Here is a 23,003-nt window from a genome sequence, read left to right as displayed (position 1 = left end):
GGTCTGTGGCGTCAGGCGAATGTGCTCAAGGTCGGGTTGCAGTTCGAGAACGTGCTGATCCGGGCGATCATGCAGTACGTCTTCGCTCTGCCCAACGGTTCGCCGGAGTACCGGTACCTCTCGCACGAGGCGACCGAGGAGGGCCACCACACGCAGATGTTCCAGGAGGCGGTGAACCGGATCGGGGCCGACGTCCCCGGGATGCCCTGGCCGCTGCGCAAGCTCGCCGGCGTGCTGCCGATGCTCGTGACCCGTGTGCCGGTGTTCTTCTTCCTCGCGGTCCTGGCCGGGGAGGAGCCGATCGACCACACGCAGAAGGAGATCATCCGCGCCGGTGACCAGCTGCCGCCGGTGCTGGCGCGGGTCATGGCGATTCACATCGCCGAGGAGGCCCGGCACATCTCCTTCGCGCACGAGGCGGTCAGGCTGCGCGCGCCGCACCTGGGCCCGGTCGGCCGGCACCTGACGGCGCTGCTGCTCCCGCTGGTGATGCGCTACGGCTGCGACGCGATCATGGTGCCGCCGCGGGAGTTCTGGGAGCGGTTCGAGATCCCGGAGCAGGTGAAGAAGGACCTGTTCTGGGACTCCCCCGAGTCGCAGCAGCGCCTGCAGAACCTCTTCGGTGACGTGCGCATGCTCGCCGAGCAGTCGAACCTCATGACCCGGCCGGCCCGGGCACTCTGGCGGCTGTGCAAGATCGACGGACCGGCCTCCCGCTACCGCAGCGAGCCCCCGCCCGCCTTCCTGACCGCCGCCTGACAGCTCGGGAGCGGCGTCGCGTCGGATCGCGATGCCGCTCCCGCGTTGGCGCTGCCTGCGCCGGGACTTCCTGCGACGACAGCGCGCTGCGGTGACAGCGCGGTGCAGTTGCTGTGTCAGCCCCGGCGAACCAGACGGCGCCCGGCCCGTGGCGGCGCGGCGTTCGCCAGCGCCACCCGGAGCTCCTCGATGTCGGTGAACTTCACGCGCGGCCGGCCGCTCGCCTGTCCTCGGGCCCGCTCGAGGTCGTCGATGCGCCGCCAGGCGACCACGTCCCCGGCATCCGGGCATCGCTGTCCGACGAGCTCGGCGAGGCTCCGCTGGTCGGAGCGCGGGTCCGCCAACAGCCCGGCGTTGACGTCCGACAACAGCTGGTTCACCGTCTCGCGCGCGCAGCTCTTGTTCGTGCCGATGAAGCCGGTCGGCCCCCGCTTGATCCAGCCGACCGCGTACGCACCCGGCCTACCGTGGATGCGGCCGGCGTCGTTGGGGATGATGCCGGCGCGGTCGTCGAACGGCATGTCGGTCACGGGCCTGCCGCGGTAGCCGATCGAGCGCAGCAGCAGCCCCGTCGCGATGGTGTCCGTGGTCTGCGTAGGCACAGCCCGCACGCCCCCGTCCACGTCCCGGACCAGCTCGTTGTGGACGACGTGCACTCCCGTCACACGGTCCGTGCCTTCGACGCTGAGCGGGGAGGTCAGGTAGCGCAGCACGATCCGCCGACGGGCGTCGCGGGGTCGATCCGCCGTGGGCAGGGCGCGAAGTGCCGCCAGCTTCTGCTCCGTGACGAGATCGACGTCGCCGGTCGGCGTCGGCACTGCGCCGTCCACCACGACGTCGAGGTCGGAGCGGCCGAGCAGGCCGGTGAGCTCCGGCAGCGTGCCGGCCATCTGGGCCGGACCACGTCGGGCCAGGACGACCACCTCGCGGATCCGACTCTGGCGCAGGGCCGACAGGGCCCGGTCGGAGATGTCCGTCCCGGCCAGGTCATCCGGGTCCGTGGCCAGGATGCGTGCGACGTCGAGCGCCACGTTGCCGTTGCCGACGATCACCGCCCGCTCGTGGCTGAGGTCGTAGCTGCGTTCGGCGTGGTCCGGGTGGCCGTTGTACCAGGCGACGAACTCGGTCGCGGTGGTGCTGCCCGGCAGGTCTTCGCCGACGATGCCGAGTCGGCGGTCCTGCGACGCGCCCGTGGCGTAGATGACGGCGTGGTGATGCGCCATGAGCTCGGCGTGGCTGAGGTCCCGACCGACGTCCACCCCGAGCACGTAGTGGAAGCCGGGACGGTCCTCGATGTCGCGGAACAGACGCGCGATCGTCTTGGTCTCCGGGTGGTCCGGCGCGACCCCCGAGCGGACCAGGCCGTACGGCACAGGCAGTCGCTCGAAGACGTTCACGTGGACGTCCGGCTGCTTCAGCAGCTCGTCAGCGGCGTAGAGAGCCGCCGGGCCGGAGCCGACAACGGCGACGCGCAAGGGAGTCCGCGTCCGCGTGGTGTCGATCCTGACGATGGGCGGCACGGGCGCCTGGGCGGGGCGGGCGGGCGGGTCCTGGTGGAACAGCGCGTTGATCTGCACGAAGGGCAGCTGCGCCGGGCCCAGCTTGTTCTCCGGGGCGATGGCCGCTACGGGACATGCCTCGACGCACGCCCCGCAGTCCACGCAGGCGACCGGGTCGATGTAGAGCATCTCCGCGAGGGCGAAGGCCTCGTCGTGGGGGTTGGGGTGGATCGCGTTGACCGGGCAGGCGAACACGCAGGACGCATCACCGCAACATGCCTGGGTCACGACATGGGGCACGGGCCTCAGCTCGCCAGGTCGAAGGCGACCGGCGGCTCGCTGCGGTAACGCGAGGGACGGCCATCGATCCTGCACAGCTTCCACAGCCGGCGTGACGTGCGCGTCATGAGCCCCGACTGCTCGGCCAGCATGCGGACGTCACCGAACAGGTCCTGCAGCCGCTGGCGGGACTCGGGAGCCTCCCAGTAGAGCTCCTTCATGACCTCGTCGGGGATGTCGAAGCGCTCGCGGAACTGCTTGGGCGGGACCATGATGGCGTCGCACAGCCCGCGCATGATCAGAGGGAAGAACAGGGCGGTGAAGAAGCGCGCGATCGGCCCCAGGTGCGGGCCGCGGAGCTTGACCGCCTCGTGCGCGAAGGAGATGTGCCGCGCTTCCTCGGCGATGTGGATCTCCATGACCCTGGCCAGCACCGGCGGCAGGTCCTTGCTGGCCCGCAGGATGTTCTTCTGGGTGTGGTCGATCGGCTCCTCACCACCGAGGATGCCGATGAAGAACACGACGGGGATGCTGGACACCAGCATGGGCAGGACGCCGGCGCTGCGGCGCAGGATCCAGGGCATACCGGGCACGTCGGCACCGATGCGGTTCACGAGCTCCTGGAACATCTGCGTGTGGTGGCACTCCTCGGTCGCCTCGTGCGTGAGGTAGCGGTACTCGGGCGAACCGTTCGGCAGCGCGAACACGTACTGCATGATGCCGCGGATCAGGACGTTCTCGAACTGCAGGCCCACCTTGAGCACGTTGGCCTGGCGCCACTGGCCGATCGCGATCTGCCGCTCGAGCGACTGGGCCTGGTACCAGGGGTGGGCCCCCAGCGGGTCGACGTTGGCGGGGAGCACCCAGCGCGGGTCGTCCGCCCGCACCTGGAAGTCCTCATCGTCCCAGGGGATGTCGACGAAGGCATCGAAGTGCCGGTCGACCGATGCCTGGGACAGGCTCTGCAAGACCTCCGTGTACCGCTCTCGGGTCATCACGGGCTCCACCGGACGGGCCAGGGTGCTGGACATGAAGGTCCTCCTCGGATCAGACAGACGCCAACGGCGCACATCGTGTCGTATCGCGTGTCTATGTGTCAACAATCGGCGATACATCAACCTCTGGCGAATGTGCAATCGTGGTTCGGCAGGGGTCGGATGCCAGTAGATCGTGACATGACCGGTGATACGTTGTTTTCCGTCACACCGGTTGGTGTGTCGTACACGTCTCGGGCACACGCGCTGGAGGGCGACATGCACACAGACGTACGTCAGGTTCCGCGGGCCGGCCGGCTCCAGCACCGCCGACTGCTGGCTCTGGCCAGCGCCGGATCGGCACTGTGGCGGCTGCACGCCGTCACGAGGCGGGCCGTCGCCGCGGCCCGCACCGAGTCCGATCCTGCGGTGCTGGAGGATGTCGGCCTGCCGACGGCCCGCACTCGGACGGTCGACGCCGGGCAGGGCGTGTCGCTGCACGTGGCCGAGTACGGCGATCCGGCGGCGGAGGTCACGGTCGTGCTTGCGCACGGCTGGACGCTGTCGAGCGAGCTGTGGCGCCGCCAGGTGCGCGACCTGGCCGACAGCGCGCGCGTCGTCGTGTACGACCACCGAGGGCATGGGCGATCCGGGAGCGGGAGCCTGGATGCGTGCACCCTCGAGCAGCTGGGCACCGACCTCGGCGCGGTGCTCGACGCAGCCGTGCCCACCGGGCCGCTCCTGCTCGTCGGGCATTCCATGGGCGGGATGGCCGTGATGCACCTGGCTGCCTGCCGACCGGAGCTGTTCCGCGACCGGGTGCGGGGCGTCGCCCTGGTGAGCACGTCCGTCGGTGAGTTGCGGGACCTGGACCTGGGGCTACCGCGCCCACTGTCGACAGCGCTCCGACTGGTCGGCGGGCGGGCGGTCGCCGGCCTTGGCCGCGTGGAGAGGCTGGCCGAGCGGACGGCCGGCCTGCCGGCGCCGATGTGGCTGGCCCTACGGCACCTCAACTTCGGACCGGACGCCCCCGCGCGCCTGGTCGATGAGATGGCGCGCACGGTCCAAGGGACGTCCGTGGGCACGATCTGCGCCTTCTACGCCGGCCTTCTGGCGCACGACGGAACACCCGGGCTGGCGGCGCTTCGCAGCGTGCCCACCGTCGTCCTCGTCGGCGAGCACGATCGGCTGACGCCGGTCTCGCACGCCCGCAGCCTCGCCGCGGCCTTGCCCGACAGCCGCCTCGTCGTGGTGCCCGGAGCCGGTCACATGCTGATCCAGGAGCGACCGGAGGCCGTGAGTCGCGAGCTGCGCACTCTGTTCCCGCCTACCGGCACCGACGGAGCGCCACGTCATCGCGCGGCCCGGAAGGCGACGAGGCACCGGGTAGCGACGACAGGTCGTGACCCAGGACACATCGTCCTGTAGTGTGACACTTTTCCATGTGACGCCCCCCGGTGACGAGATGAAGGGCCCTGATGTCTGTCCTCCTCGGTGTGTCCCGGCCCTTGGCGGCAGCAGGTGGCCTGTTCGGCTTCTTCGTCGACGTGGCCCGGGCCGCCGGGCGACCGCCGTTCGCCTTCCGGGAGTACGTCGAGCAGACGGCCTTCGTCGCGAAGGTGACGACACTGCCCACCGCCTTGATCGCCATCCCGTTCGGCGCGGTCATCGCCCTGCAGCTGGGCAGTCTCACCCGTCAGCTGGGTGCGCAGTCCTTCACCGGAGCCGCGTCCGCGCTGGCGATCATCCGCGAGGCCTCGCCGATCGCCACGGCGCTCCTGATCGCCGGTGCCGCCGGCACGGCGATCTGCGCTGATCTCGGCGCCCGCCGCGTGCGTGACGAGATCGACGCGATGGAGGTCCTCGGCATCGACCCGGTCCAGCGCCTCGTCGTGCCCAGGGTGCTCGCCGCCATCACGGTGGCGCTGCTGCTCAACGGCTTCGTCGCTTTCGTCGGCATCGTCGGTGGCTACTTCTTCAGCGTGGTCCTGCAGGGCGGCAGCGCCGGCTCCTACTTCGCCGGGTTCGCCTCGCTCGCCCAGTCCGCCGACCTGTACGTGGGCGCGTTCAAGGCCGGCGTCTTCGGGCTCCTGGCCGGAGTCGTCGCCTCGTACAAGGGGCTGACCGCCAAGGGCGGACCGCAAGGGGTGGGCGACGCGGTGAATGCCAGCGTGGTCCTCACCTTCCTGCTGCTGTTCGCCTGCAACTTCCTCATCACGGCCGTCTACATCGAGCTCGTCCCGCCGAGAGGCAGCTGACGTGGCCACCGCTGTCGTCCCCGGCGGCCGCAAGACGGCTCTCCTGGTCACGCGACGGGCGCGCGATGTCCGCTTCTGGCTGTCCGACCTCGGCCGCCAGCTGGCCTTCTACGCGACCGCGCTGGCCTGGATGCCGCGCGCCCTGCTGCACTACCCGGGCGAGACGGTCCGCCTGATCGGCGACGTGGCGCTGGGACGCGGAGCGCTCGCGACGTTCGGCGGCAGCATCGGCGTCGTGGTGGCGATGAGCTTCTTCACCGGCATCGAGGTGGGGCTGCAGGGCTACGAGGGTCTGGACCAGATCGGCGCCTCCGCCCTGACCGGGTTCATCTCCGCCTACTTCAACACCCGCGAGATCTCCCCGCTCGTCGCAGGAGTGGCGCTGTCCGCGACGGTGGGCTGCGGATTCACCGCGCAACTCGGGGCGATGCGCATCTCGGAGGAGATCGATGCCTTGGAGGTGATGGCGATTCGGCCGGTCCCCTTCCTGGTCGCGTCAAGGGTGCTGGCCGGGCTCGTGGCCGTGGTGCCGCTGTACTTCGCCGGGCTGCTCTCGTCCTACCTCAGCACCCGCGCCATCGTCACTACCGTCTTCGGCCAGTCGACAGGGACCTATGACCACTACTTCCACCTGTTCCTGCCGCCCGGCGACATCTTCTGGTCGGTGGGAAAGGTCGTCGTGTTCGCCACGATGGTGATCCTCGTGCACTGCTGGTACGGCTACACCGCTTCGGGTGGTCCCGCCGGCGTGGGCGTGGCCGTCGGCCGGGCTGTCCGGATGGCCATCGTGCTCGTCGTCGTCGTCGACTTCCTGCTGAGCATGGCCATCTGGGGCTCCACCACGACTGTGCGGCTCGCCGGATGACCGAGTCGGCGTTGAGGCGCAGCCTGTACCCCGCGCTGGGCGTGGTGGTGCTGGCCGGCGCCGCCGGGTCGGTGTGGACCACCGCGGCCATCTACGACAAGCGCTTCAGCGACGCCGTGCCGGTGACGGTGCTGGTGGACCGGGTCGGGGAGCAGCTCGATGTGCCGGCCGACGTCAAGGTGCGCGGCGTCCGCGTCGGCGAGGTGCGCCGCATCGATCCCACGGGCTCCGGGCAGGTGGCCCTGAAGGTGGCGATCGACAAGGACAGCCTGGACCTCGTCCCGGCCGGCGTCACCGCACGGATGCTGCCCAAGACGCTGTTCGGCGAGAAGTTCGTCGACCTCGTCCCCCCGGCGGCTGCTTCGGGCGGATCGCTGCAGCGGGACGACGTGATCGTCCAGGACCTGTCCGCGCAGGCGGTGGAGCTGCAGGAGGTGTTCGACGACCTGGCCCCGCTGCTGCGCGCGGTGCAGCCGGCTCAGCTCAACGCCACGCTGTCCAGCGTGGCCTCGGCCCTGTCCGGCCGGGGCGACCAGCTCGGCGAGACGATCCAGGCGCTGGGGGCCTACACCGGCGAGCTGAACGCCAGCCTGCCTGACCTGGAGGCCGATGTCCGCTTGTTGGCCGACGTGACCGACCGCTACGGCCAGGCGGCCCCCGCCCTGCTGGACGTCGCCCGGAACACGACCGTCACCGCGCGCACGCTCGAGGAGCAGCAGGCCGTGCTCGCCGCCGTGCTGCGCGACACCTACGGCCTGTCGGAGCGCACGCGGTCGCTGCTCGCCGACAACGAGGAGCGACTGGTCGACCTCAGTGCCACCCTGCGTCCCACGCTCGAGCTGCTCGCGGAGTTCGCTCCGGAATACGACTGCGTGTTCAACGGGGCGAAGGTGGCCATCAAGCGCATCTACGACGTCTTCGGCGGTGACGACGGACCCTTCAAGATCAAGGGCCGGCTGCGCATCGGCCAGACCCGCGGGGTCTACGAGCGGGGCTTCGAGCCGAACGGGGATAAGCAGCGCAAGCTCGTGGACGACCTGAAGGACTTCGGCCCCTCCTGCCCGGTGATCAACACCGCACCGGTCGGTGGGACGCCCAACGCCGACGTGCCGGCCCCGGCGAAGGAGCTCATCGGGCGCTACCGCGGGCCGATAGGCGCTCCGCTGCCCGGGCTGGACACCGGCGCGCCGCCGCCCGGGATGCCGCCGCCGCCTGGCACGCCACTGCCCCGCGTCCAGCTACCGATTCCCGTGCTGGGCGACCCGACCGGGTCCTCCGCGGAGCGGGAGGCCGTCGAGCAGGCGGCGGCCGCCGCCCTCGGCCGGGTCACCGCGCCGGTGAACCCGGTGGTCGACCTGCTGCTCGGACCGATGCTGCGCGGCATGACCGTGGAGGAGAACCGATGATCTCGCTGCGCCGGCCGCCACGGTCGGCCATCGGCATGGCGCTGTTCCTCGCCATGACCTTGGGCACGACGGGCGTGCTGTTCTCGACGATCGCCGGACGCTCGGTGGGTGACGTCAGCACTTACACCGCCGTGTTCAGCGACGCCACCCGCCTGCTGCCCGGCGACGACGTGCGCATCGCCGGTGTGCGGGTGGGACGCGTCCGGGAGGTCGAGCTCGCGCGCGACCACACCGCGCGGGTGACGTTCGCGGTGCGCCGGTCGGTGGCGCTGCCGGCGTCGACCCGGGCCGTCATCCGCTACCGCGACCTGGTCGGTGCGCGCTATCTCGGCCTTGGCAGCAGCGCCAGCGTGCAGGAGCCGGGCGTGCTGCGCCCCGGCGCCACCATCCCCCTGTCGCGGACCACCCCGGCGCTGGACCTGACGGTCCTGCTCGACGGGTTCCAGCCGCTGTTCTCTGCGCTGGAACCGGCGCAGGTCAACGCCCTGGCCGGCAACCTGGTGCGCACGCTGCAGGGCGAGGGCGGGACACTGGCCTCGCTGCTGGCGACGACGGCGAGCCTGACGACGACACTGGCCGACCGGGACCTGGTGATCGGCCGGGTCGTGGACAACCTCGGCGCGGTCCTCGCCACCGTCGACGACCGGGACGCCCAGCTGCGCGAGCTGGTGGACCAGCTGGCCCGACTCGCGGCCGGGTTGGCCGGCGACCGGCAAGCGATCGGGGACGCGCTCGAGGGCATCACGGCCCTGTCCACCTCGACCGCCGGGCTGCTCGAGCAGGCCCGCCCGCCCTTGACCCGCGACATCGCGTCGCTGCGCATCGCCGCGGAGGAGTTCGAGAAGTCGCAGGGCGACCTGCAGAACCTCATGGACACCCTGCCGGTCAAGCTGAACGCCTTCACGCGGGCCGGCAGCTACGGGGCCTACCTGAACTTCTTCGTCTGCGACCTGGACATCACCCTGACGCTGCCCGGCCTTCCCCCGGTGACCGCGCCCGGTCTCAACAACAACGAGGAGCTCTGTCAAGATTGAGACGACGCAACCCGGTGCTCGCCGGCATCGTGGGGCTGTCGGCCGTCCTTGCGATGATCGCGGCCGGGCTGTCCACCGGCGCCCTGCGGGAGGCCTTCGGAGCGACGAGCTACGACGTGGAGTTCGCCCATGCGGCGGGGCTGAAGGAGGGTGACCCGGTCCGGGTGACCGGCATCAAGGTCGGCCGCGTCACCGACATCGCGTTGCAGGGTGCGGTCGTCCGCGTCGGGCTCAGCGTCGACGACGACCTCGAGCTCGGGGAGGCGACCAGCGCCGCGCTGAAGGTCGAGACCCTGCTCGGGACGGAGTTCGTGTCGCTGGACAGCCAGGGCAGCGGCCGACTGCGCGCAGGCGCGGTCATCCCCCTCGAGCGGACGCGGACGCCGTTCGCGCTGCCGGAGGTCCTCGGCGGGCTTACCGACCGCATCGACGCCATCGACACCGAGTCGCTGGCGCAGGCCTTCCGCGTCGTGGCGGGCACCCTGGACGAGGCCGGGCCGGAGGTCGCCGCGGCCGTGGACGGTCTGTCCCGGCTCTCGGTGACCGTGTCGAGCCGCGACGCGCAGCTGCGCGAGCTGCTCGCCCGCTCCCGGGGTGTGAGCGCAGTGCTGGCCGACCGGTCCGAGCAGATCGTGACGCTCGTCGAGGACGCCGCGGCCTTCCTGCAGGTGCTGGAGGCGCGCCGGGCGGCCATCGAGGCGCTGCTCGACGGCACCCAGCGGCTGGCCGCCGAGATCACTGCCACCACGCGGGCGACGCGCAAGGACCTGGGGCCGGCGCTGCAGGCGCTGACGACCACGGTGGACACGCTGCGCAAGAACAAGGGCGATCTGGAGGAGAGCATCCAGCTCTACGCGCCGCTGCTGCGCTACTACACCACCGTCCTCGGGCACGGCCGCTGGTTCGACGCCGCGCTGTTCGGCCTGACCCCCAAGGTCCTGCCGGGCACGCCGCCCACGACCCCCGTGGCTCCCCGATGAGCGCCCTGGCGCGGCGGGCACGACCTGCCCTGCTGATCGGCACGGGCATCCTTGGCCTCGTCGCAGCGGCCGTGGTGGGAGTCCGAGTCCTCGGCCCCGAGCCGACGTCGACCTTCACCGCCGAGCTCAGCGGCTCGGTCGGGCTCTACGCCGGGTCGGACGTCCGGGTGCTCGGCGTCAAGGTTGGCGAGGTGACCGACGTGCAGCCGGACGGTCGCACCGTGCGGGCGCGCTTCTCGGTCCCCGCCGACCTGCGCGTCGGCGCCTCGGCCCGGGCGCTGGTCGTCGCCCCCACGCTGGTCAGCGACCGGCACCTGGAGCTCACGCCGCCCTACGAGGGCGGTGCGCAGCTGCCCCCCGGCAGCACCATCCCGCTCGACCGCACCGCCGTCCCGGTCGAGATCGACCAGGTGCTTGCGGCCGTCAAGACGCTGTCCACCAGCCTCGGCCCGGAGGGCGCCAACCGTGACGGCGCCCTGGACCAGCTGGTCCGGTCCGGCGCCGACGCGCTGGACGGCAACGGGCAGCGGCTCAACACCGCGGTCACCGAGCTCAGCCGGGCCCTGGCCACCGCCGACGAGGGGGGGCAGGACCTGGCCGGCACGCTGACCAACCTCGCTGTCTTCAGCGAGGCCCTGGCCGGCGCCGACGAGCCGGTCCGCGAGCTGAACACCACTCTGGCTGCGGTCGCGGAGAGCCTGGCCGCGCAGCGACAGGCGCTGACCGGGACGGTGACCGGTCTGGCGACCGCCATGACGGAGGTCCGCTCACTGGTCGACGCCGCCGGCCCGGGCCTCACCGAGAACGTCGCGGGCTTGCTGGACGTGTCGCGGACGGTGCTGAAGCAGGAGCAGGCGCTGCGCGAGACCCTGAACCTGGCCCCGGTGACCTTGCAGAACTTCATCGGGACCTTCGATCCGCAGACCTCGACGTTGCAAGCCCGGCCCGCCCTGAACGGCACGCTCACCACCGACCCGAGCCTGGTGCTGTGTCAGCTGCTCATGAGCAACAGCCTGGATGACCTCTGCCCGGCCGTGCACGCCGTGGTCGATCCGCTGGAGCCGGTGCTGCAGTCGCTGCCCCAGCCGCTGGGTGAAGGTGTCGAACCCGCCGACCTCTACCCGACGCCGCCCCCCGGGATCCGGCCATGATGCAATGGCGGAGCACCGCGGCGGGTTGCGCGATCCTTGTGCTGTCCGGCTGCTCGAGCGTTCCGAGCCTGCCCGAGTTGGGACTGCCCGGATCATCCGTGGACGGCTACGAGGTCACCGCACAGTTCGCCGACGCGCTGGACCTGGTTCCGCTCTCGGCGGTCAAGCTGGACGGTGTGCGGGTCGGCGTCGTCACCGATGTCCGGTTGGGGGAAGGGATGCTGGCCGAGGCAGTCCTGCAGGTCCAGGAAGGTCTCGTGGTGCCCGCCGACGTTCGGGCACGGATAGCGCAGACGAGCCTGCTCGGGGAGAAGTACGTCGAGATCGTCCGCCCGGTGGAGTCGTCGGCCCCCCCGCTGGCGCAGGGCGGCGTGATCCCGTTGGAGCGCACGAGCGCTGCGGTCGAGGTCGAGGAACTCCTGTCGGCCGCGTCGGCGCTGCTCAACGGCGGCGGACTGGGGCATCTCCAGACCATCTCCCGCGAGCTCAACACGGCGTTGTCGGGGCGCGACGAGCAGGTCAAGGGACTGCTGCGCAACCTCGACGAGCTGCTCGGCGGGATCGAGGCGAACAAGCAGGACATCGTGCGCGCGCTGGACGCGATGGACCGGCTGTCCGGCACGCTGGCCGCCCAGCGCGACACGATCGGGGCCGCCATCGACCAGCTGCCCGCAGGCGTCGCCGCCCTGGCCGACCAGCAGGCCGACCTCACCCGTGCCCTGACCGCACTGTCGGACCTCGGCCGGGTCGCGGACCGGGTCATCGGCAAGACGCAGGAGGACCTGGTGGCGGACCTCGAGCTGCTCGACCCGGTGCTCACCGAGATCGCCAAGGCGGCCCCGTCGTTCTTCGCCACCATCGACACGCTGGCGACCTATCCGTTCGCCCGCAACATCTACGGCGGCATGGCCGGCGACTACGCCCAGCTGTCCGGCGAGCTGGAGATCGACCTCGACAGCCTGGCCGGGGACACCCTGCTGCCCGGGCCCTCCTACGCCGACCCGGACCCGCCGATCGTCTGCGGGGAGTACGGCTCGAACTGCCGTCCGGGTACCAGCACACCCGTGCCCGCAACGGCGGCGCCGGCCGGACCGCGCAGCGCCCCGCAGCTCGGGCGCGACCTGCTCGACGCCCTCGGGCAGGCAAGCCGATGATCACCACCTCGTCCCGGCTGCGCCTCGGCGCCTTCCTGGTCCTGGCCGCAGGGGCCGCCACCGTCGTGGGCAGCCAGTACGTCGGACTGGACCAGCGACTGTGGAACAAGCCGTACATCGTGACGCTGACGATGCCGCACTCCGGCGGCATCTTCGAGAACGCCGAGGTCACCCAGCGCGGTCAGGCCGTCGGGCGGGTGCGCGCCCTGCGGCTGCTGCCGGACGGGATGGCCGTGGACCTGGCCATCGAGAACGGCCGACGAATCCCCGCCGACGTCACCGCTGTCATCAGCAACCGCTCCGCGATCGGCGAGCAGTTCGTCGATCTGCAGCCGGACAGCGCGGAGCCGCCCTTCCTTCAGGACGGATCGGTGATCCCGGCCGAAAGGACCCAGGTCCCCCCACGGCTGGAGGAGGTGCTGCTCGAGGTCCAGCGGCTGACCCGGTCGGTGGACCAGCCCAGCCTGCAGACCCTGGTCTCCGAGCTGGGCACGGCCTTCGGCGGAACCGGACCTGAGCTGCAGGCCATTCTCGACCGGACCCAGAGCCTGACGGCCACGCTCACCGCGGTGCTGCCCGAGACCCGCACGCTGCTCCGCGACGGTCGGACGGTGCTGCAGACGCAGCGGGACACCTCCGACGCGCTGCTCAGCTACAGCGCCGACCTCAAGGCACTCACCGGTACCGTCGCCGGCTCCGACGCAGACGTCCGCCGACTGCTGACCGAGGCCGAGAAGACGCTCCCCGCCGTGGACCAGCTGCTGGCGGACAACGACCAGCAGCTGCCCCTGCTGATGCAGGACCTGGTGACGGTCGGCGACATCGTGCAGGCCAGACTCCCCGGGGTGCGGACCTTCCTGGTCGCCTTCCCGCGGCTGATCCAGAACACCTTCAACGTGGTGCAGGGTGACGGGTACGTCCACTTCAACCTGATCCTGGACTACTCCTCGGGCGTCTGCACCTCCAAGGGCTACGCCGACACCGTGAAGTCTCCGCAGGCCAAGCCGGTCCCCGAGCTCGGCAACCCGGACAAGCGCGCCAACCTCAACGGCTACTGCGCCGAGGAGCCGGGCAGTCGGACGGCGGTTCGCGGCTCGCAGAACGTCGACAAGCTGCCGGGCGACACCTACGACGCGGCGCGTCAGAAGGTGGACAACCCGCGGCGTGGTCGTCCCGGGCCGGACGCCGTGCCCCCGCAGTCGTACGAGAAGGACAGCTCGGCCGCGCCCTCCGCCGGCGCCGGGCCGCGGGCCCAGCCGGCGTCCTACGACGCCGGGACGCGGGTGGTCAGCACGGCCGCCGGACCTGTCGCCGTGATGGGCGGCGACGGTGGGCAGCAGGCCCGCTTCGGCAGCGAGGCGTGGAAGTGGCTGCTGCTCGCGCCGATGCTGCCGGCAGGAGCACCGGCGTGACCGGGGTGGGCCGCCGCACCCGCAGCGGGCTGGCTGTCGTGGCGGTGCTCGCCCTGGTGGCGGGCACCGCTGTCGGCTTGCTGCACCTGCGCCGGGCCGACCACGAGCAGGAGAGCCGGGATGCCGCGCTGTCCGCTGCCCGCCGGGCGGCGACGGCGTTCACCAGCTACGACAAGGCGGACCTCGACGCCAGCTTCGCCGCCGTCCTGACGCTGGCCACACCGCGCTTCCGCGAGCAGTTCACGGAGGCCGGCGAGCAGCTCCGGCCGCTCATCGCGAGCAAGCAGGCCTCGGCCAAGGGCACCGTGCTCGCCGCCGGCATGGAGCGTTGGGAGGACGACGCGGCCCGGGCCAGCGTGCTGGTCGCCGCCGACGCGGTGGTCACCAACGTCGACTTCCCGAAGGGTGCGTCGCAGCGCTTCCGGCTGCGGGTCGAGCTGCGCCGGCTCGACGACCGCTGGCTGGTCGACGCCATCACGCCGGTCGTATGAGCACGCCGACCACCCCCCCCGACGGGGGGGCGCCCGGTGCGGCCGAGGACCTGGTCCCGGAGGCAGCGAGCGATCGGTCGCCGGCCGCCCCCCGGCAGGGTCGTCGTTCCCGCGGACGGCTGCTGCTCGCCCTCGCCGTGGGCCTGGTCCTGCTCGCCGGTGCCGGGATCGTCGGACAGCAGCTGCGCGAGCAGCGCGAGCTGACGGCGGCGCGCGCCGACGCGCTGCAGAAGGCGATCGACGCCGCGCCGGCCGTGCTCGGCTACGACCACAGCCGGCTGGACCAGGACTTCGCCGCGGCGCGCGGGCACCTCACCCTGGCGTTCGCCGCCGAGTACGACGAACTCAGTGAGAAGACCATCCGCCCGACGGCGACGACGTACAAGGCAGTCGTGACGGCCCAGGTGCTGGCCTCGAGCGTGGAGGAGGCGGGTCGTCGCAGCGTGCAGGTCCTGCTGTTCGTCAACCAGACCACCAGCACGACGGAGCTGCCGGCACCGAGGATCGACCAGAGCCGGGTGCGCATGCGGGTGGTCAGGACGGACGGGGGCTGGCGCATCGCCGCCATCGAACCGCTGTGACCGGTACCGGCGGGGCGACCGCGGCGCGGCGTCGGGAACGGTTAGGATGACATCTGTGGTGGAACCCGAGCAGCTGCTGACGGTGGATGCCCTGGCCCTGCAGACGGGCATGACGGTGCGGACCCTGCGGTCGCACGCCTCCCGAGGGCTTCTTCCGCCGCCCACGCTGCGTGGGCGTACCGGCTACTACGGTCCGCACCATGTCGCCCGGCTGAACTTCATCCGCGACATGCAGGAGGCCGGCTTCACGCTCACCAGCATCGAGCGGATCCTGGCCGGCGTCCCGGCCGACGCCGGCGAGGCGATGCTCGGGATCATCCGCGGACTGCTCGCGCCCTGGGGCACCGAGGTGGCGACGGTGCACGCCCAGGATGACCTGGTGGCGCTGTTCGGACCCGACTCCTCGGTGGAGGACCTGCAGGCGCTCATCGACCTCGGCGCCGCCGAGACGACGCCCGACGGCATGGTGCGCGTGCTCAGCCCGGGACTGCTCGCTGCGGGCGCCGAGGCGGTCGCGGCAGGGATCCCGCTACCCGGGGTGCTGTCCACCGGTCGGCTCGTGGCGGACTCCGCGCACGAGGTGGCGGAGTGCTTCGTCGCGCTGTTCCGCGACAGCGTGTGGCGTGAGTTCGTCGCGGACGGGATGCCGGAGACGGACTGGGAGCGGATCACCTCGGTGCACCGCCGACTTCAGCCGTTGGCGATGCAAGCGTTCCTCAGCGCGTTCCAGCGGGCGATGAGCCAGTCGGTCAGCGAAGCACTGGGCCAGGAGCTCGGCGCGGGGGCGCAGGACGCGCTGGACCGGCTGCTCGGCAGGCCGGCCTCCTGACCGACCGTCCCCCGGTCGGTCAGGTCAGCGGGCGGACAGCTTGCGGACGTACCGCATCTGCACCCTGCCCACGGCCCCCACCACCGACGGGCTCAGCCGCGAGCCGCGCCAGGCCACCCGGGCGCTGCGGGGAGCGACGACGAGCGCCTTGTTGCGGTCCATCCCGCGCACGATGTCGGCGGCCAGCATGTCGACGTCGTAGATGTAGCGCTTCATCTTGTCGGCCATCTCCCGGCTGCGGCTGGCCAGGGCCGGCTTGGGCAGGTCGTCAGGACCGGCCTTGTCCAGGATGGGCGTGTCGGTGAAACCCGGGCAGATGGCCGTGACCTTGATGCCCTTGACGGCGGCCTCCGGGCGCAGGGACAGCGACAGCCCGACGACGGCGTGCTTGGTCATCGCGTACGGCGCCAGCAGCGGCGGGGCGACCAGACCGGCCAGCGAGGCGGTGTTCACGATGTGCCCCTGGCCCTGGCGGACCATCACCGGGTACGCGGCGACCACACCGTGCACCACGCCGCGGAGGTTGACGTCGATGGCTCGGTCCCAATGCGCCAGCGACAGCTCGTGCATCTCGCCGCCGACGCCGATGCCGGCGTTGTTCACCATGACGTCCAGCCGACCCTCGCGCGCGACGACGTCGTCGACCAGGGACTGGACCGCCGCGGCGTCCCGGACGTCGACTGCTGCCGACCAGGCCCGGCCCGGCCCCAGCTCGCCCAGCAGCTTGGCCTGCAGGTCCGCACCCTCGCTGTCGATGTCGGCGACGATCACGGTGTCGCCCCTGCGCACCAGCGCGCGTCCGAGTGCGGCTCCGATCCCGGACGCTCCTCCGGTGATGACGACCGTGCGGTTCATGGGCTCTCCTGGGTGAGGGGTGCGGGTCCGACGGCCGGGACGGCAGCGGGGGTCTGAGGGTCGGACGGCAGCAGCACGTCCGCGAGAAGCGGGTCGGTGAGCAGGGACCAGTCGGGGGCCAGCAGCCGTACGTACCGCTCGAAGTACAGCAGCTGCTTGCCGACCAGGACGAGGTCACGAGGAGCCGCAGCGCCGTGCCGGGCGCCGACCCGAAGGACACTGATCAGCAGCTGCCCGTACGACGGACACGGCTCCGCCAGTTGCGGTGCGATCGTGCTGGCCAGATCCGCGGCGATGGCCTCGAAGGGCAGCGCGGTGTCGCCGGTGAGCTCACCGAGCAGGCGTGCGGCGCTGTCGTAGTCGGACCTGAAGAGCAGGGCGGGCAGCGTGTCGCGCAGTCCCGCGCGTGCGGCGGACGACAGCTGCCCTACTGCGCCGAAGTCCAGGAAGACGACGTCGCCGTCAACGTCCACCATGAGGTTGCCGGCGTGCACGTCGGCGTGGAAGAAGCCCGATCGCAGCAGCTCGCGCAGCCAGGCGCCGACGCCGCGGCGCAGCAGCTCCACGACGTCGTGGGTGTCGGCCAGCCGGAGGTCGTCGACGACGGTGCCCCGGATGCGCTCCATCGTCAGGACCCGGGCGGTGGTCAGCGGCCACTCCACGGCGGGGACCCGCACGCCGCAGGACGCGGCGTCCGCGGACAGCAGTCGGCCGAAGTGCTCCATGCTGCGGGCCTCGCGCATGAAGTTCAGCTCGCCGAGCAGCGTCGCCGCAGCGTCGTCGACCATGCCGGGGGTGTCCGCGAAGCGGGCCAGCGAGGTGCGCGAGAGCAGACGCGCGGCCTGGGTGAGCAGCTGCAGGTCGGCGTCGATGCGGTCACGGATGTCGGGTCGTTGGATCTTGACGACGACGTCGCGGCCGTCTGGCAACGTTGCGGCATGCACCTGCGCGATCGACGCGGCGGCCAGGGGCTCGGGGTCGAAGGACGCGAAGAGCTCTTCGGGCTGGGCGCCGAGCTCGGCGAGCAGGACGGAGCGCACCTGTGTCAACGGGACGGGCGGGGCGTTGTCCAGCAGCCCTCGCAGCTCCTCGGCCAGCACCTGCGGGAACAGACCGGGACTCGAGGCGACGAGCTGGGCGAGCTTGACGTAGGTCGGGCCGAGCTCGGTGAAGGCCTCCCGGAGCTCCGCAGCCGCCCGCGCGGAGACGGTCTGGTCCGGGGCACGCTCGACGAGCAGCCGCAGTCCGTGCCGGCCCAGGATCCTGGCCGTCACGGCTCCCCGAGCCAGTTCCTGGCGCCCCAGCCCGGTCTTGCGACGCAGCTCGGTGAGCTGCGGCTCGCCGGATCCGACCGGCACGATGCCCACCGTCACGACGCCAGGCTGGCGAGGTCCCGGTCGGCCCGACGCGCGAGGTACGCCGACCGGTCGAGCCGGCGGGTGGCCTGCCGGAGCTGGAAGCTGAAACCCGGCCAGAGCGTGGTGTTGCGACCGGTCTCGTCCAGGTACCAGGACCCGCAGCCGCCGCTGGTCCACACGGTCCCCTGCATCCGTCGCTGAACGTCCTCGTTGAAGGCGTCCTGCGCATCCTGGGTCACGTCGAGGGAGGAGAGCCCTTCCTGAGCCATGACCCTGAGGGCGTCGAGGATCATCGCCACCTGCGACTCGATGTAGAAGATCACCGAGGTGTGGCCGGGGCCGGTGTTCGGCCCGACCAGCAGGAACAGGTTGGGGAAGCCGGCCACGCTGGTGCCCAGGTAGGCCTGCGGGCTGCCCTTCCACCGCTCGGCCAAGGTCTCGCCGTGCACGCCGCGGACCCGCTCGGCGATGGCGGTGTCGGTGACGTGGAAGCCGGTACCGAAGATGATCGTGTCGACGTCGCGTGCCTGACCGTCCGCCGTGACGACCCCGGTCGGCGTGACCCGGGCGACGCGGTCGGTGAGGACCTCGACGTTGGGCTGGGTGAGTGCCGGGTAGTAGCCGTTGGCGATCAGGATGCGCTTGCAGCCGATCTGGTAGTCCGGCGTGAGCTTGGCCCGCAGCTCGGGATCCTTGACCTTCCACCGCAGGTGCGCCCGGGCGATCTTCTCGACGCCCTTCATGAGCTCCGGCTTGTGGACCAGGCCGGGGAGCATGGCCTCCTGGCGCCAGTACACGCCGGTCCGGACGGCCTTCTGCAGCAGGGGCAGGGCGGAGTAGAGGCGCTGCTGGACGCGCGGGATCGGCCGGTCCGGCCGGGGCAGGATCCAGGGTGGTGTCCGCTGGAACAGGTGCACCTGCGCCGCGGCCCGCTGGACGTGCGGCAGGAACTGCACGGCGGAGGCACCGGTACCGATGACAGCCACCCGCTCGCCGGTGAGGTCGTGGTCGTGGTTCCACGTGGCGCTGTGGAAGCTGGTGCCGGCGAAGGTGTCCAAGCCGGGCAGGTCCGGGTAGGCAGGCTCGCTCAGCGGCCCGGCACCCGAGACGAGAACCGAGGCCTGCACCGTGCCAGCGGGGGTCACGATCTCCCACCGCTGCTGCTCGTCGAGCCAGGTCGCCTCGGTCACCTCGGCGTGGAAGACGATGTGGGGGAAGACGCCGAACTCGTGCGCTGTCCGCCGGATGTAGTCGTGGATCTCGGCTTGCGGCGAGAAGGCCCGGCTCCAGTTCGGGTTCGGGGCGAAGGAGAAGGAGTACAGGTTCGACGGGACGTCGCAGGCGCACCCCGGGTAGGTGTTGTCACGCCAGGTGCCTCCCACGTCGCCCGCGCGCTCCAGGACGACGAAGTCGTGCTCGCCGGCCTGCTTGAGCCGCACGGCCAAGGCGATCCCGGCGAAGCCGCTGCCGATGATGGCGACGCGGACCTGCGCAGGCAGGGCTGAACGGACGGGTTCCGACACGAGCGCTCCTCAGGGCAGATGCTGTTCCCGACAGTGAACCACGTATCACCGCTTTATGTCACGTCAAAAGACGATGCGCCTCTTCTCCTGAACCGCTCGCCCCGCTGACCCCGGGCAGATCGCCGGTGGAAGGCGAAGCCGGTGTGAGCCAGCGCGGCGGGAGACGCAGACAGCTTGGCGACGAGGCCGCCCGCGAAGATGACGCCCGTAGCGCGGATGACAGACCTCGCGGGCGATGCCGGCGGTGGTCCGCCGAGGGACGTCCTCCGGATCCGGGAGATCAGCAGGATGGTGTCGTCGACCCCGGCGGCCACAAGCAGCACGAACTCCAGCACGGGGACGGTCCAGTCGACCTGCTCCCCGAGCAGGCCCTGCCGTGCCAGGACCGTCAGCCCGATCGCGACGCCGCAGGAGAGCAGGGCGCCGCCCAAGAGGTAGAGCGGCCGCCATGATGACCAGCGCTTCGGCGGCCCGAGGGCTGCGCAGCAGCCCACCGGCAGATTGGTTGCCCGGCCGTGCGGCGAACCAGCGCCGTGGCCAGGGCCAGTGAGCTGACCGGATCCTCACATCGGCCACATGCTCTTCGCCTGCCCGGATTTGGTTGGCGAGATCCCCGTGCCAGGCCCGGTCAGCAGGAGTGACGACCCTCCAGAACGACGGGCAGTGGCCGCTCGACCAGGCAGGTGCAGCGCCTCGCGCCGACACGCTCGACCCGTCGCCTGATCGCCATGGGTGCGTATGTAACGCTTGCAGATGTGACGTTGATCGCCGTACGATACCGCCGTCAGCCGTGCAGCCGTCGTGTGGATGGGCGCGACATGCGTCACCCCGACACGGACAACCGGAGCCGTGGGCGGCGCATGCGCAGGCCGCGGACGGCTGCTGGCCGCATCCGCCTGTGGCCTGCTCCGGTTCTCCCCGCCCGCGCACCCGCACCTCCCCAAGGACCTCCAGGAGCACAATGAGCAAGAAGCTCAGCAGTACGACCTTGCTGCCCACCGACGCCGCTGCTGCCTACGACGTACGAACGTCCGCGGACTGGGTCGCCGAGAAGTCGTCCCAACTGCAGGACGGAAGCTTGCTGGAGCACCGCGCGCCCCTCGACGGCGGCGGGGTCGAGCTGGTGCTGCTGCGCGACATCCCCGCGGACGTGCCGAGCCTGTTCCGTCGTTTCGTGCCAGCCGACGGCCGAGCGAATCAGCGGGAGTGCTGGACACCGGACGGCGACGGCGGCTTCCTCGTGGTGTGGTCGCTCGGCTTCGACGGCGCCCCCGGGTCGGTGTCCGGCCGAGGGCGGCTGGTTCCCGCAGCCGAGGGCAGTGAGCTGCGGCTCGACGGTGAAGCACAGGTGGGCGTGCCCCTGATCGGAGGGAAGGCCGAAGCCTTCCTCGCGCCGCTGGTGGAGCGCATCATGCAGCAGGAGGGGGCTCTACTCGCCAGCTTGCTCGCCGAACGCAGCTGACCTGCCCACGCGCTCAACCGCCCGAGCCCTTCGCGGGTCCGCTGCGCTAGTCGGCGGACGCCCTCAGCTCTCCGGGGCTGTGCGAGGACGCGTCGGGGGTGGAGGGCCGGTCTTGCGGTCCAGGTTCGCGACGTGCTGCTCGACTCGGACCAGCGTTGCCGCCAACGTCTCGAAGAAGGCCGGGAGGTCCTGCAGGACGACGGTCGAGTCGTTCAGCCGCTCCAAGGCGGCCGGGAGCGGTCCGGCGGTGTCGGCCAGCTGTTGCACCGGCTGCTGGAGCTCCTGCAGTGCCGCCAGATCCGATCCCAGGCTGTCCAGCCGCCTCTGCAGGCCGGCGAGGTCGTCGCCGAGGGCGGCGAGCTGAGCTGCGCTGTCGGTCAGCGGGGCGATACCGGTGCGCAGCCGCTCGACGTCGCCGCGGAGCCGCCCGGCGAGGTCGTTGAGCTCGGCGAGCTGCGGGGACAGAGCCGTGAGGTCCTCGGTCACGGCGACCACGGGCGGCACGACGCGCTGGACGTTGCCGTCGATGCGCTCCACCTGCTCCAACGTCTGCGGAGCCTGCTCGACCAGTCGCACCGCGTCGGGCAGGGCGGCGCCGGCGCGAGCCAGCCGCGGGACGTAGGGCAGCAGGAGCGCCAGTCCGACCAGCACGAGCAGCAGCACGGCCGCGACGAGAGCGAGCAGGGCACGGGGGGCCCAGGTGGGAAGCGATGGACGCGAGGTCGAGGCGGTGCTCATGCGGCGGCGAACGCCAGGGCGTCGTTCCACGTGGTCCCTCGGCCGATCATCGCCCGGTACTTCATGATCTTGCCGGGGAGGTTGAGGGAGAGCGCGCCGACCAGGACGTCACCGCGGCGGTACAGCGCGACCCACTTCTCGCCGTCGACGTCGCCGACCACGCGCACCTCATCCGCGGCGGCGATGCCGACCATCTGGAGCTTGTCGGTGTACCAGTCGGACCAGAAGTACGGCACCGTGCTGTACGGCGTGGCGCCGCCCGGGTCCAGCGCGTTGCGCGCGGCGGCGGCGCCCTGCTCGGCGGCCGAGGTCCAGTGCTCCAGCCGCATGCCCTGGTGGAACTGCGGGTTGGTCCAGCGCGCAATGTCCCCGGCCGCGTAGACGCCGTCGGCCGCGCGCAGCGTCGCGTCGCACACGATCCCGTCGTCGAGCTCGAGCCCGGAGTCCTGCAGCCACCCGGTCGTCGGGTCCGCGCCGATCCCCACGACGACGAGGTCCGCTGCCAGCACCTGTCCGTCGGACAGCACGACCCGCTCGACGTGGCCATCACCTTCCAGCGCGGCAACCGCGACGCCGCAGCGCAGCTCGGTGCCGTGCCGGGCGTGCAGGGCCGCGCAGGCCGGTGCCATCTGCTCGCCGACGGCGCGCACCAGCGGCATCGGGGCGGCTTCCAGGAGGGTGACCGCCAGGTCGCGCTTGCGGGCGGCCGAGGCGACCTCGGAGCCGATGAACCCGCCGCCGACCACGACGGTGCGGCAGCCGGCGTCCATCGCGGATCGGATGGCCCGGGCGTCGTCGACGGTGCGCAGCGTGTGCACGCCGGGAAGCCACTCGCCAGGGAGCTGCCGCGCCTGCGCCCCAGTCGCGATCACGAGCTGGGCGTACGGCAGCCGCTCGTCGTCGGCGAGCACGACCTCGCACGCCGACGTGTCGAGTGACGTCGCCGCTGTGCCGAGGCGCAGCTCGACGCCGAGCTCCCGCAGCTGCTCTTGCGTCCGGTGGTGCGGCACCGGCGGCGGGTCGCCCGGGTCCAGGAACGCCTTGGACAGTGGCGGCCGGTCGTATGGCAGGTGCAGCTCGGCGCCGACCAGCACGAGCCGGCCGGGATACCCGGCCTTGCGGGCAGCCTCTACCGCGCGGAGGCCGGCCAGTGACGCGCCGACAACGACGAACGCAGGCTGCTCGGTCACCGGGCGGTCAGCCCTCGAGGCTGAGGGCGCTGGTCGGGCAGGCCGCGACGGCCTCCTCCATCAGTGCCCGCTGGTCCTCGGGTGGGGCCGCGTTCAACACGGTGAGCGCGCCGTCGTCGCCGACCTCGAAGAACTCCGGGGCAACGGACTCGCACATCCCCAGAGAGGAGCACTTGCTCTCGTCCAGCACGATCTTCATGACAGG

Annotated in this window: 23 protein-coding genes; 14 read left to right on the top strand and 9 right to left on the bottom strand. The window is 71.5% G+C overall.

Annotated elements, in window-relative coordinates:
• On the top strand, positions 1-759 hold a 759-nt coding region (locus Q8R60_15210; GenBank protein MDP3713823.1), incomplete at its 5' end, for a diiron oxygenase.
• 116 nt (positions 760-875) lie between these two features.
• On the opposite strand, the gene Q8R60_15205 is transcribed toward Q8R60_15210, so the two are convergent.
• Together Q8R60_15205 and Q8R60_15200 are read right to left on the bottom strand one after the other, a co-directional pair.
• Entirely contained in the window at positions 876-2,558 is a 1,683-nt protein-coding gene (locus Q8R60_15205) for an FAD-dependent oxidoreductase (GenBank protein ID MDP3713822.1), read from the bottom strand.
• A 5-nt stretch (positions 2,559-2,563) separates the two neighbouring features.
• Positions 2,564-3,568: a diiron oxygenase gene (locus Q8R60_15200; protein MDP3713821.1), complete on the bottom strand. Its 1,005-nt coding sequence runs from the start codon at positions 3,566-3,568 to the stop codon at positions 2,564-2,566.
• Between the two features lie 42 nt (positions 3,569-3,610).
• Here Q8R60_15200 and Q8R60_15195 point away from each other — a divergent pair, with 42 nt between their 5' ends.
• The 12 genes from Q8R60_15195 (at position 3,611) to Q8R60_15140 (ending at position 15,672) form a co-directional block, all read left to right on the top strand.
• Positions 3,611-4,939: an alpha/beta hydrolase gene (locus tag Q8R60_15195; GenBank protein ID MDP3713820.1), complete on the top strand. Its 1,329-nt coding sequence runs from the start codon at positions 3,611-3,613 to the stop codon at positions 4,937-4,939.
• Positions 4,940-4,989: 50 nt separating this feature from the next.
• Positions 4,990-5,769 (top strand): ABC transporter permease, encoded by a 780-nt coding sequence (locus tag Q8R60_15190; GenBank protein ID MDP3713819.1) that lies wholly within the window; start codon positions 4,990-4,992, stop codon positions 5,767-5,769.
• Positions 5,770-5,812: 43 nt separating this feature from the next.
• A complete protein-coding gene (locus Q8R60_15185) occupies positions 5,813-6,634 on the top strand; it encodes an ABC transporter permease (GenBank protein MDP3713818.1) in 822 nt (273 codons plus the stop codon).
• Positions 6,635-6,645: 11 nt separating this feature from the next.
• On the top strand, positions 6,646-8,040 hold the full coding sequence (locus tag Q8R60_15180; protein MDP3713817.1) for an MCE family protein: 1,395 nt from the start codon (positions 6,646-6,648) through the stop codon (positions 8,038-8,040).
• Positions 8,037-9,074: an MCE family protein gene (locus tag Q8R60_15175; GenBank protein ID MDP3713816.1), complete on the top strand. Its 1,038-nt coding sequence runs from the start codon at positions 8,037-8,039 to the stop codon at positions 9,072-9,074. Before Q8R60_15180 ends, Q8R60_15175 begins: the two co-directional genes overlap by 4 nt.
• A complete protein-coding gene (locus tag Q8R60_15170; protein ID MDP3713815.1) occupies positions 9,071-10,054 on the top strand; it encodes an MCE family protein in 984 nt (327 codons plus the stop codon). Before Q8R60_15175 ends, Q8R60_15170 begins: the two co-directional genes overlap by 4 nt.
• Positions 10,051-11,205 (top strand): MCE family protein, encoded by a 1,155-nt coding sequence (locus tag Q8R60_15165; GenBank protein MDP3713814.1) that lies wholly within the window; start codon positions 10,051-10,053, stop codon positions 11,203-11,205. The genes Q8R60_15170 and Q8R60_15165 overlap by 4 nt, the downstream gene beginning before the upstream one ends.
• A gap of 98 nt (positions 11,206-11,303) precedes the next feature.
• The gene (locus Q8R60_15160; protein ID MDP3713813.1) at positions 11,304-12,359 is read left to right on the top strand and encodes an MCE family protein; all 1,056 of its coding nucleotides are present in this window, start codon (positions 11,304-11,306) and stop codon (positions 12,357-12,359) included.
• Complete coding sequence (locus tag Q8R60_15155; GenBank protein MDP3713812.1) at positions 12,356-13,771, top strand: MCE family protein; 1,416 nt, start codon at positions 12,356-12,358, stop codon at positions 13,769-13,771. The genes Q8R60_15160 and Q8R60_15155 overlap by 4 nt, the downstream gene beginning before the upstream one ends.
• Complete coding sequence (locus Q8R60_15150) at positions 13,768-14,262, top strand: hypothetical protein (protein ID MDP3713811.1); 495 nt, start codon at positions 13,768-13,770, stop codon at positions 14,260-14,262. Before Q8R60_15155 ends, Q8R60_15150 begins: the two co-directional genes overlap by 4 nt.
• Positions 14,259-14,843 carry a hypothetical protein gene (locus Q8R60_15145; protein ID MDP3713810.1) on the top strand — a complete coding sequence of 195 codons (585 nt, stop codon included), beginning with the start codon at positions 14,259-14,261 and terminating at the stop codon, positions 14,841-14,843. Before Q8R60_15150 ends, Q8R60_15145 begins: the two co-directional genes overlap by 4 nt.
• 55 nt (positions 14,844-14,898) lie before the next feature.
• The gene (locus Q8R60_15140) at positions 14,899-15,672 is read left to right on the top strand and encodes a MerR family transcriptional regulator (protein ID MDP3713809.1); all 774 of its coding nucleotides are present in this window, start codon (positions 14,899-14,901) and stop codon (positions 15,670-15,672) included.
• A gap of 24 nt (positions 15,673-15,696) precedes the next feature.
• Here the strand turns inward: Q8R60_15140 and Q8R60_15135 are convergent, their stop codons facing one another.
• From Q8R60_15135 to Q8R60_15120, 4 genes are read right to left on the bottom strand one after another with little or no spacing between them, the layout of a single operon-like run.
• Positions 15,697-16,527, bottom strand: a complete 831-nt coding sequence (locus Q8R60_15135) for an SDR family oxidoreductase (GenBank protein MDP3713808.1) — start codon at positions 16,525-16,527, stop codon at positions 15,697-15,699.
• Complete coding sequence (locus Q8R60_15130) at positions 16,524-17,900, bottom strand: AarF/UbiB family protein (protein ID MDP3713807.1); 1,377 nt, start codon at positions 17,898-17,900, stop codon at positions 16,524-16,526. Before Q8R60_15130 ends, Q8R60_15135 begins: the two co-directional genes overlap by 4 nt.
• Complete coding sequence (locus Q8R60_15125) at positions 17,897-19,408, bottom strand: NAD(P)/FAD-dependent oxidoreductase (GenBank protein MDP3713806.1); 1,512 nt, start codon at positions 19,406-19,408, stop codon at positions 17,897-17,899. Before Q8R60_15125 ends, Q8R60_15130 begins: the two co-directional genes overlap by 4 nt.
• Before the next feature lie 53 nt (positions 19,409-19,461).
• A complete protein-coding gene (locus Q8R60_15120) occupies positions 19,462-19,839 on the bottom strand; it encodes an MMPL family transporter (GenBank protein ID MDP3713805.1) in 378 nt (125 codons plus the stop codon).
• Positions 19,840-20,369: 530 nt separating this feature from the next.
• Here Q8R60_15120 and Q8R60_15115 point away from each other — a divergent pair.
• A complete protein-coding gene (locus Q8R60_15115) occupies positions 20,370-20,870 on the top strand; it encodes a DUF2505 domain-containing protein (GenBank protein ID MDP3713804.1) in 501 nt (166 codons plus the stop codon).
• Between the two features lie 63 nt (positions 20,871-20,933).
• Here the strand turns inward: Q8R60_15115 and Q8R60_15110 are convergent, their stop codons facing one another.
• The 3 genes from Q8R60_15110 to Q8R60_15100 are packed head-to-tail and all read right to left on the bottom strand — an operon-like array spanning position 20,934 to position 22,997.
• A complete protein-coding gene (locus Q8R60_15110) occupies positions 20,934-21,608 on the bottom strand; it encodes a hypothetical protein (GenBank protein MDP3713803.1) in 675 nt (224 codons plus the stop codon).
• On the bottom strand, positions 21,605-22,798 hold the full coding sequence (locus Q8R60_15105; protein ID MDP3713802.1) for an FAD-dependent oxidoreductase: 1,194 nt from the start codon (positions 22,796-22,798) through the stop codon (positions 21,605-21,607). The genes Q8R60_15110 and Q8R60_15105 overlap by 4 nt, the downstream gene beginning before the upstream one ends.
• A 7-nt stretch (positions 22,799-22,805) precedes the next feature.
• Positions 22,806-22,997, bottom strand: coding sequence for a ferredoxin (locus Q8R60_15100; protein ID MDP3713801.1), 192 nt, complete (start codon positions 22,995-22,997; stop codon positions 22,806-22,808).
• Positions 22,998-23,003 lie beyond the last annotated feature (6 nt).

It is taken from the genome of Mycobacteriales bacterium, assembly GCA_030697205.1.
GTDB lineage: Bacteria > Actinomycetota > Actinomycetes > Mycobacteriales > SCTD01 > JAUYQP01.
This window is presented reverse-complemented; position numbering and strand designations above follow the sequence as displayed.